The following is a 1,194-nucleotide window of genomic DNA, read 5'->3' on the forward strand; positions in this document are numbered from 1 at the left end:
ACGAATTTCAATTTTCAATGCTCTAAGACAAAAAACAGGATTCCGTCATCGACGGAATCCTGTTTAGGACTTATTGAATTTGCTCGACTTCCTGCATGACTTCATCTTCGATTTGCTGACGTTTTCGTGTCGTCTCAGCAGCATCTGGTGACGTGACGCTGAAATAGAACTTAATTTTTGGTTCCGTGCCCGATGGACGAAGGCAGAACCACGATCCATCACTGAGCGTGAACTTCAAGACATTGGATTTTGGCAGATTGATCGGTGAGGGTTGATGTGTCTTCAGATCGTGAGCGATGCTCGCATCATAATCCTCGAACAAGACGACCTGTTCTCCAGCCACTTGTTTTGGTGGATTCTCACGGAACGTATCCATGATACGACCAATCTGTGCCACGCCATCCTTCCCTTTGAGCGTCAGAGAGCGGAGTGACTCTTCAAAGTACCCGAACTGCTCGTAAATCGACTGTAATGCCTCATAGAGCGTCCGTCCTTCTTTTTTGTGATACGCAGCCATCTCAGCAGCTAACAAGCACGCTTGGACGGCATCCTTGTCGCGGCAGAAGTCCCCGATGAGATATCCATAGCTCTCTTCATAGCCGAAGAGATACTCATATTGACCCGATGCATTGTATTGTTTGATTTTTTCCCCGATGAACTTAAAGCCTGTCAACGTGTTCTCGACATGGAGATCATAATGACGTGCAATCAACGCACCTAGTTCTGAAGTAACGATTGTCTTCGCGACAAATCCGTTCTCTGGTAGTGTCCCCTGCGCCGCTTTTTGTGAAAGGATGTAGTCAAGCAACAATGCCCCCGTCTGATTCCCTGTCAAGACTGTCCATTCTCCGTCTGCATCACGTGTTGCTACTCCGACGCGGTCAGCATCGGGATCCGTCGCAATCAAGATATCGGCATCTGTACGATCTCCGTATTCGATCGCCAGTTTAAAGGCAGCATGTTCTTCCGGGTTCGGTGACGTCACGGTCGGGAATGCACCGTCTGGCTCTGCTTGCTCCTTGACGACTGTCACGTGTTCGAAACCGTAACGTTTCAAGCCTTCTGTTACCGGTACAAGACCTGTTCCGTGAAGTGGAGTGAAAACGATTTTTAGTGGATCGGCTAATTCCGATTGGATTGAAGGTAAGACACGAATCGTCTGTAATTTTTCTTGATACGCTTCGTCAAGTTCTT

1 protein-coding gene is annotated in these 1,194 nt (G+C 47.9%); it reads right to left on the bottom strand.

Annotated features, from left to right (window positions below; all coding sequences use genetic code 11):
- Window positions 1–70: 70 nt before the first annotated feature.
- A partial coding sequence (locus B2U10_RS14510; RefSeq protein WP_290788520.1) for a phospho-sugar mutase occupies window positions 71–1,194 on the bottom strand: 1,124 nt, incomplete at its 5' end.

This window comes from Exiguobacterium sp. UBA7533, from assembly GCF_002479335.1.
In the GTDB taxonomy this organism is placed as follows: Bacteria; Bacillota; Bacilli; order Exiguobacteriales; family Exiguobacteriaceae; genus Exiguobacterium_A.